The sequence below is a fragment of the Nocardioides sp. NPDC006273 genome, from assembly GCF_040613495.1.
Lineage (GTDB): Bacteria > Actinomycetota > Actinomycetes > Propionibacteriales > Nocardioidaceae > Nocardioides.
In genome coordinates this window covers 35,909-43,683 of sequence record NZ_JBEXSD010000054.1, presented here as the reverse complement: position 1 = coordinate 43,683, position 7,775 = coordinate 35,909, and the positions used below count along the sequence as shown (strand labels likewise).

General features: G+C 71.0%; 5 protein-coding genes. 4 read left to right on the top strand and 1 reads right to left on the bottom strand.

Translation table 11 applies throughout. The features are described from left to right. Positions 1–574: 574 nt before the first annotated feature. Positions 575–1,183 carry a nitroreductase family protein gene (locus ABZZ22_RS20925; RefSeq protein WP_354935271.1) on the bottom strand — a complete coding sequence of 203 codons (609 nt, stop codon included), beginning with the start codon at positions 1,181–1,183 and terminating at the stop codon, positions 575–577. A gap of 167 nt (positions 1,184–1,350) precedes the next feature. Here ABZZ22_RS20925 and ABZZ22_RS20920 point away from each other — a divergent pair, with 167 nt between their 5' ends. The 4 genes from ABZZ22_RS20920 (at position 1,351) to ABZZ22_RS20905 (ending at position 7,731) form a co-directional block, all read left to right on the top strand. Further along, the gene (locus tag ABZZ22_RS20920; protein ID WP_281365490.1) at positions 1,351–1,473 is read left to right on the top strand and encodes a hypothetical protein; all 123 of its coding nucleotides are present in this window, start codon (positions 1,351–1,353) and stop codon (positions 1,471–1,473) included. 118 nt (positions 1,474–1,591) lie between these two features. Continuing rightward, entirely contained in the window at positions 1,592–4,519 is a 2,928-nt protein-coding gene (locus ABZZ22_RS20915) for an AAA family ATPase (RefSeq protein ID WP_354935268.1), read from the top strand. A 90-nt stretch (positions 4,520–4,609) separates the two neighbouring features. Then, on the top strand, positions 4,610–4,750 hold the full coding sequence (locus tag ABZZ22_RS20910) for a hypothetical protein (protein ID WP_354935265.1): 141 nt from the start codon (positions 4,610–4,612) through the stop codon (positions 4,748–4,750). Between the two features lie 17 nt (positions 4,751–4,767). Continuing rightward, positions 4,768–7,731: an AAA family ATPase gene (locus ABZZ22_RS20905; RefSeq protein WP_354935262.1), complete on the top strand. Its 2,964-nt coding sequence runs from the start codon at positions 4,768–4,770 to the stop codon at positions 7,729–7,731. The last annotated feature ends 44 nt before the right edge of the window (positions 7,732–7,775 follow it).

Genomic DNA, 7,775 nt, shown 5'->3' with positions numbered 1-7,775 from the left:
CTCTTCGAGCCGGCTGATCCAGTCGACCAGCTCACCCTCGGACGCACCCAAGGGCGGCCCGGCAAGGAGCTGGTCGACGGTCTCGTTCATACGCCCAATTATATGTCAAACAGCACCACGGCGCTACCTATTTAGGCTGGTCAACCCCGATTTACGCGATCCGCGAACAAGCAACCTGAACCCCGCGCCACACCCTCGCCGCCGCCCCGATAATGGCGAAATCTTTTCTCGATCAGGTGCCGGGTCAAGGACCGCGAAGCGGCCGGCGAAGCCGGCGGGCGAAGCCCGTTCTTGACGCGGCGGCTGAGCGAGAAACACTGGAGGAAGGGTCGGCGGCGAACCCTGAAACGAAGAAACAGTCGCATAGCGAGGTTTCCCCGACAAGAACCGTGTTGGTCTCGACACGCCTCCGCCTAGCGGCTCCGGCGGCTCGACCAGCGGAGGTCTCGACAAGCTCGACCAGCGGAGGTCTCGACAAGCTCGACCAGCGGAGGTCTCGACAAGCTCGACCAGCGGAGGTCCCGACAAGCTCGACCAGCGGAGGTCCCGACAAGCTCGACCAGCGGGAAAAGCGTCACCACCGCCCGCGATGAACAACATCCCCGAGCGGAACCCGCTGACGCCGAGTAGGCGACCCCTTGGCACCCCCAGAAGCAGGATGCCCGATGGTGACGGCCCCAATAGGGTCGAACGTATCCGGAACACCGAACGCCAACCGAACAGCCGCGTCGGCCTCCGGAGGAATCCCGAAGTAGAGCGCACCGAGTCCCTCGTCGACCACGGTCTGCAGGATCAGCATGGTCGCCATGGCGGTGTCCATGTGCCAGAACGGCATCGGCCAGTGCGCCTCGTCGCGGTCGGTCCAGCCCTTGTCCGGCTCCGCGTAGCGATCCAGGTAGGCCGCCTTGGAGGAGCACGGGATCACGATCACCGGTGCCTGCATCATCCCGGTCAGCCACGCGTCGGGGTTGTCACCAGCCTTGACGCTCGGGGCGGTGGCCTCCCAGTAGCGGCGTACGTCTTCGGGGGTGTCGAGCACGAGGAAGGCCCAGCCCTGGGAGAAGCCGGCCGACGGCGCCCGGGTGGCGTTGTGCAGGATCTTGTCGAGCACCTCAGGATCCACGGGATCGCTGGTGTAGCTGCGGACCATCTTGCGGCGGCGTACGACCTCGGAGAACTCCATAGGTGAAGTGTCCCGTCTAAGGCGCCGAGCGCGTGATCTAGGTCGGGAAGCGAGGTGGCGGTGATGAGAACTAAGGCGCGCGACCGATCCCGGTGCCTACCTCAGCAGAGGAGTGTTCTCGATGTCAGCAGGAAACCCCAGCAGGACAAACCCAGCAGGAGATCGAGATGTACACCACCGCAGGTTACGAAGCAGAGGTCAAGTACCGCCGCCAGCAGATCCAGAAGGACCTGGCCAAGCGCCAGCGGGCCAACCAGGCCCGTCAGGCACGGCGCGACCGCACCCGCTGAGATGCAGGCGCAGGACCGACAACGCCGAGCAGGAGAGATCCCGCTCGGCGTTGTTTCACGTCCGGAGCCCGGCAGTGCCGACCCCTGGGCCGACCTCGTGGTGACGGAAGGCGCGATGATGACCCGCATGGCGCAGAGTGCCGAGAGGCTTGTCGGACGTGATGCCGACCTGGAGACGCTGGCGGGGCTGATCGGGCTGATCGGGCTGGTCGGCAACGAGCGAGCGGCCAAGGGCAGGCATGTCCTCCTCGCCGGTGACGCCGGTGTCGGGAAGACCCGGATCCTGCGCGAGCTCCGCGGGCGAGCCGTCGCGGACGGCAGGCAGGCGTTCGTCGGGCACTGCCTCGACTTCGGCGACAGCGCCGAGGCGTACCTCCCCTTCACCGAGATCCTCGACAACATCACGACCGCGCTGCCTGCGGTGGTGGCGCAGGTGGCCGACGTGCATCCGGCGCTCCTGCGGATGGCACCGGTCGCCCGCGCGCTCGGCGGGGCTGACACCGCCGACCAGGAGGCGCTCGACCGAGGCAATCTCTTCGCCGCGATCCATGCGCTGCTGGAGCGTGCGGCCGAGCAGGCTCCGGTCCTGGTCGTCGTCGAGGACACCCATTGGGCCGACCAGTCCACCCGGGACCTGCTGACCTTCCTCTTCACCCGGCCCTTCATCGGCCCGGTCACGATCGTCGCCTCCTACCGCGCCGACGATCTCCACCGCCGCCACCCGCTGCGGCGCCAGCTCGCGGAATGGACCCGGCTGCCGTCCGTCGAGCGGGTCCATCTCGGGCGGCTCTCGGACGACGACGTACGCCTCCTGGTCGCAGAGCTCGCCGGCGATCTGGGGGTCGACGTGGAGAGCGTCGTACGCCGCGCCGAGGGCAACGCCTTCTTCGCCGAGGAGCTGGTGCAGGCGGCGGGCACCGACGAGCTGCCCTGGGACCTCGCCGACCTGCTCCTGGTCAGGCTCGAGCAGCTCGACGCGACCGCCCGCGAGGTGGTCGACACGGCCAGCGCCGCCGGGCGCAACGTCAGCGACGAGCTCCTCGAGGCCGTCGCCGGCCTCGACCGGGCCACGCTCGACGCCGGGCTGAGGCAGGCGATCGAGCGCGCGATCCTGGTGCCGCGCGAGGATGGCTACTACCTCTTCCGGCACGCGCTGCTCGGCGAGGCGGTCTATGACGACCTGCTCCCGGGGGAGCGGGTCAGGCTCCATCAGCGCTACGTCGAGGCGCTGCGTGGCGATCTCGTGACCGGTAGCGCCGCCGGACTGGCCCGCCACGCTCGTCTCGCCGGCGACCACGAGACGGCACTCGAAGCCGGGATCGCGGCCGGGGACGAGGCGGCAGCGACAGGTGGGCCCGACGAGGCCTCCCAGCACTATCAGCAGGCGATCGCCCAGCTCGCCGTCCGCGCCGCCTCCGACCATGACACCCAGCGCCTCGTCGATCTGGTGGTCAAGGCCAGCGATGCGATGGTCGCCGCCGGGCATGCCGATCGGGCCGGGAAGCTGGCCCGTGAGCAGCGGGAGTCGCTTCCGCCCGACGCGCCCGGACTGTGGCGCGCGCAGCTGATGACGGTCGAGATCGAGACCAGCTTCGCCTACGTCAACGACGTTCAGGTGGGCGAGCTCGCCGAGGCGGCGATGGCCGCGCTCCCCGAGGACGCCCCACCGCTGGTGCGAGCGCGCCTGCTCGCCGCGTACGCCCGGACGCTGATGATCTACCGGCGCCACGACGACGCCGAGAGGGCCGGCCAGGAGGCGCTGGCGCTGGCCGAGGAGCTCGGCCGGACCGGTCTCGCCGCGGAGGTCGCGGCGACCCTGGCCGGGACGTGGGGCCGCTCGCCGCAGTCTCGGATCGAGCCCCTCCGCGCGGCCGTGGCCAGAGCAGCCAAGGCCGGTGCGCTGCACCCGGAGCTGCGGGCTCGGATCCAGCTCGGCTACGCCCTCGACGCCGCCGACCGTCTCGACGAGGCCGGCGAGAACTACCGCAGCGCCTTCCTGCTCGGCGTCGAGCGGGGCGTGCCGTGGGCGCCGTACTCCTTCGACGCCCGGACCGCTTGGCTCGGCCACCTCTACAAGGTCGGCCGGTGGGACGAGGCGCTCGCGCTCACCGAGGCCTACGGGATCCCGCCGGCGCTGTCGCCGTGGCTGGAAGCCAACCGGCTGATGATCGAGCAGGACCGCGGCGCGGACCGCGGGGACGAGGCGCGACGACTGCGGCCGTCGTGGAAGCAGGAGGTCGCCACTGCGAGCGAGTCGGTGCCGGTGGAGATCAAGGCTGCCGGTGCGCGGGGCGATGTGGCGGCGATCCTCGAGGCCTACGACGCAGGCGTCGAGACCCTCGGCCGCACCTGGGGCGAGTGGTTCGGCGGCAACACCCGGCTCTCCGCCGTCGCCGTCGGCGCCATCAGCGCCGTGATCCCGGGGCTGCCGGCCGGCGAGCGTCGGCAGGTGCTGGCGCAGGTGGACCGCATCGTCGCTGCGGGCATGCGACCGGCCGAGGCGAAGCCGAGGTGGGGTCTGGAGGGCCAGGCGTGGACAGCGCGTCTGGCGGCCGAAGGGCTCCGGGTCCACTGGCTGGCCGGCATCGACCCGCCCGAGCAGGAGGAGCTCGTCGATGCCTGGCGGAAGGCTGTTGCCGCATTCCAGGTCTTCCCGCACGTCCTCGAGCTCGCCTGGTCGCGGGCCCGGCTGGCCGAGGTCCTCCGCGCGGGCGGTGACACCGCCGGCACCCGGGAGTTGGTCGACCAGGCCCGAGAGTCGGCGAAGCAGCTCGGTGCCGAGCCGCTGCTCGAGCACCTGCGTACGCTCGGCACGACGACGACGCCGCAGCGGTCGGGCGCCGGCCCGTCCGGCCGGCTCACCGCTCGGGAGAGCGAGATCCTCGCCCTCGTCGCGGCCGGGCGGAGCAACGGGGAGATCGGCACACAGCTGTTCATCTCCACCAAGACCGTCTCGGTCCACGTCTCCAACATCCTGGCCAAGCTCGGCGCCTCCGGGCGCACCGAGGCAGCGGCCATCGGACGGCGCCGTGGTCTCGTGGAGTGACCCGGATCACGACCGAATGAGGCGCCTCTGACGTACGCCTAAGGCAGGCGCCTCATGCCCGGCCCTACCTCAGGAGCCGACTCTGGATACATGACCTACAACACCCAGATCAGCTACGACGCCGAAGTGGCGTACCGCCGTCAGAGCATGCGCCGCGCGGCCGCCGCCGACCGGCTCGCCCGCCAGGTGAAGCGCCGTCGTCCGCGCCGGATGGACTCGATACACAACTGAGTCCTCGGACGTCCGTAATGCAGGAGAATCCCGGGCCCGGAGGCGCGATGATAGGGGACATGGCGCAAAGTGCTCGGTCCTTCGTAGGTCGCGACTCTGAGTTGCAGACCCTCACCGGGCTGCTCGGGGTGGCGTCGAAGGGTGACGCCCGGCGCCAGCACGTCCTCCTCGCCGGTGACGCCGGTGTCGGCAAGACGCGCCTGCTCACCGCGCTGCGCGACCGCGCGCTGACCGACGGCTGGCAGGTGCACGCGGGACACTGCGTCGACTTCGGCGAGAGCGCCGTGGCGTACATGCCGTTCTCGGAGATCCTCGACCGGATCGTCGCGGACCTGCCCGAGGTGGTCGAGCGGGTGGCGGCCGACTATCCGGCGCTGGCCAGGCTGAGGCCCGTACGCCGCGTGATGGGCGCCAACCCTGGCGCCGCCGCGGCTGGGACCGACCGGGGCCAGCTCTTCGACGCGGTCCACACGCTCTTCGAGGCGGCCGCCGAGAAGGCGCCGCTGCTAGTCGTGGTCGAGGACACCCACTGGGCCGACCAGTCCACCCGCGACCTGCTGACCTACCTCTTCACCCGGCCCTACGACAGCCCGGTCGCGATGGTCGCGTCCTACCGAGCCGACGACATCCACCGCCGGCACCCGCTGCGCCGCCAGGTGGGCGAATGGGGCCGCCTGCCCGACGTCGAGCGGATCGTCCTCGAGCCGCTCTCCGACGACTCGGTGCGGCGCCTGGTCCACGAGCTGGCCAGCGGAAAGGTCGACGCCGAGCGTGTCGTCCGCCGCGCCGAGGGCAACGCCTTCTTCGTCGAGGAGCTGGTCCAGGCCGGCTGCGACGAGGACCTCCCGGTCGACCTCGCCGACCTGCTCCTGGTGCGACTGGATCGGCTCGACGGCGCCGCCCGCAGCGTGGTCCGCACCGCCTCGATCGCCGGGCGTCGCGTCACCCACGAGCTGCTCGCCGCGGTCACCGAGATGAAGAACGACGAGCTCGATGATGCGCTGCGCACCGCCGTCGAGCAGAAGGTGCTCGAGCCGACCGGTTCGCGCTACACGTTCCGCCACGCGCTGCTCGCGGAGGCGGTCTACGACGACCTGCTCCCCGGTGAGCGGGTGCGCCTGCACACCCGGTTCGCCGAGGTGCTGAAGGCGACCCCCGGGCTGGGCGCGGCCGCCGAGCTCGCGCTGCACGCCAGGCGTGCCGGCGACCTCGCGACCGCGCTGCGCGCACGCATCGCCGCCGCCGAGGAGGCCCGCAACGTCAGCGGCGTAGGTGAAGCGGCCCACCACTACGAGAAGGCGCTCGGTCTCGCCGCGGACCCGAAGGTCGCCCAGGCCGCTGCGGTCGACCTGGACCGGGTCTACGAGCGCGCGGCCGACACGCTCATCCTCGCCGGCCTGCCCTCGCGCGCCGACGCGATCCTGGCCGAGCGGCTCGACGCCATCCCGGTCGGCCGGTCGGTTGGCCGGGCGCTGCTGCTGGCGACCCGGGCCGAGGCTGCGCACTCGATGGAGAACGGCGATCCGCTCACCTACTCGCGCGACGCGATGGACGCACTGCCCGACGACGCCGAGCCCAAGGCGCGGTGCGGGGTTCTCGCCGTGCGCACCCGGATGCTGGTCGCCTATCGCCGCATCGAGGAGGCCGAGGCGGTCGGGCTGGAGGGCATCGAGATCGCCGAGAGGCACAGCCTCTCCAAGCTGGCCTCCGACATGGCCACCAGCCTGTCGATGCTGAAGGTGCGCACCGGTCGCGGTGGCGGCGACAAGGTGGAGGGCTTCCGCCAGGTGCTGCGCGAGACCATCGACCAGGCTCGACGGGTCGGGTCGACGTACGCCGTGAGCCGCGGGCTGTTCGCGCTCGGCCGCTCCTATGACGAGGCCGGGGACTACGCGGAGGCGCTGAGGTGGTTCCGGGCGGTGATCGAGGAGACCGGCGGGGAGTCGCTGCAGTGGTCGCCCTACGCCGCCGCGGCCCGCTCCGACATCGTCCGGATGCAGATGGTCATGGGGGAGTGGGACGAGGCGCTGGCGCTGACCGGCGGCAACCTGCCCGACGCGCCGCCGATCCCGGTCGCGCTCCTAGACATGCTCCGGATGATGATGGAGCAGGCCCAGGGAGCCTCTGTTGGTGAGGCGGCCGCATCGCTGCGTCCGTACTGGACCCAGGAGGGCCTGATCGCGCTCTACGGCGCCACCGTGGAGATGGTCGCCGCGGGTCGCGCCGGGGACCATGCCGCCGTCTTCTCGATCTATGCCGACACCGTCGAGACGCTCTCGCAATTCTGGACCGAGTGGTTCGGTGGCCGGGTGCGGCTGGCGGTCGTGGCAGCGTCCGCGATCGCGCAGATGCTGCCCTCGGTGCCGGCGGTGCAGTGGCCCGCCCTGGTCGAGGCCGTCGACGGGCTGCACAGCGACGGCGAGCAGGTGGTCGCGCAGTATCAGCCCGGCGAATGGGGTCCGGAGGGGCGCGCCTGGGCCGCTCGGCTGGAGGCGGAGGTGCTCCGTGTCCACTGGCTGGCCGGCATCGACGCGCCGCCCCAGGAGTCGCTGCTGGCGGCGTGGGCACGCGCAGAGCAGCAGGTCGAGGCCTATGGTGACGTTCCGGGTCTGGCCGCCGTACGGACGACGCACGCCGTCATCCAGCGCGCCACAGGCGACGTCCCCAGGTCGCGGGCGACCGCCGACAAGGCCAGGGAGACCGCGAAGCGGCTCGGGCTGCAGCCGCTGCTCGACGAGCTGAGGTCGCTCGGTGCGACCGCGGTGAAGCAGCAGCAGGCGACGCCGACGGCCCTCACGCCGCGGGAGAGGGAGATCCTGACGCTGGTCGCGGCGGGTCGCAGCAACGGCGAGATCGGCAAACAGCTGTTCATCTCGACGAAGACGGTCTCCGTGCACGTCTCCAACATCCTCGGGAAGCTCAGCGCGGGGAGCCGTACGGAGGCGGCCGCCATCGCGCGCCGTCAGGAGCTGATCAGCTGATTTCCTGGTGCCGGATGAGAACGTGTGGCTGAATTGTCACCATC

What these genes read in the sequence shown, in the direction of transcription:
- ABZZ22_RS20925 (WP_354935271.1), bottom strand. Translation starts at nt 1,183, where the DNA reads ATGGAGTTCTCCGAGGTCGTACGCCGCCGCAAGATGGTCCGCAGCTAC.
- ABZZ22_RS20920 (WP_281365490.1), top strand. Translation starts at nt 1,351, where the DNA reads ATGTACACCACCGCAGGTTACGAAGCAGAGGTCAAGTACCGCCGCCAG.
- ABZZ22_RS20915 (WP_354935268.1), top strand. Translation starts at nt 1,592, where the DNA reads ATGACCCGCATGGCGCAGAGTGCCGAGAGGCTTGTCGGACGTGATGCC.
- ABZZ22_RS20910 (WP_354935265.1), top strand. Translation starts at nt 4,610, where the DNA reads ATGACCTACAACACCCAGATCAGCTACGACGCCGAAGTGGCGTACCGC.
- ABZZ22_RS20905 (WP_354935262.1), top strand. Translation starts at nt 4,768, where the DNA reads ATGCAGGAGAATCCCGGGCCCGGAGGCGCGATGATAGGGGACATGGCG.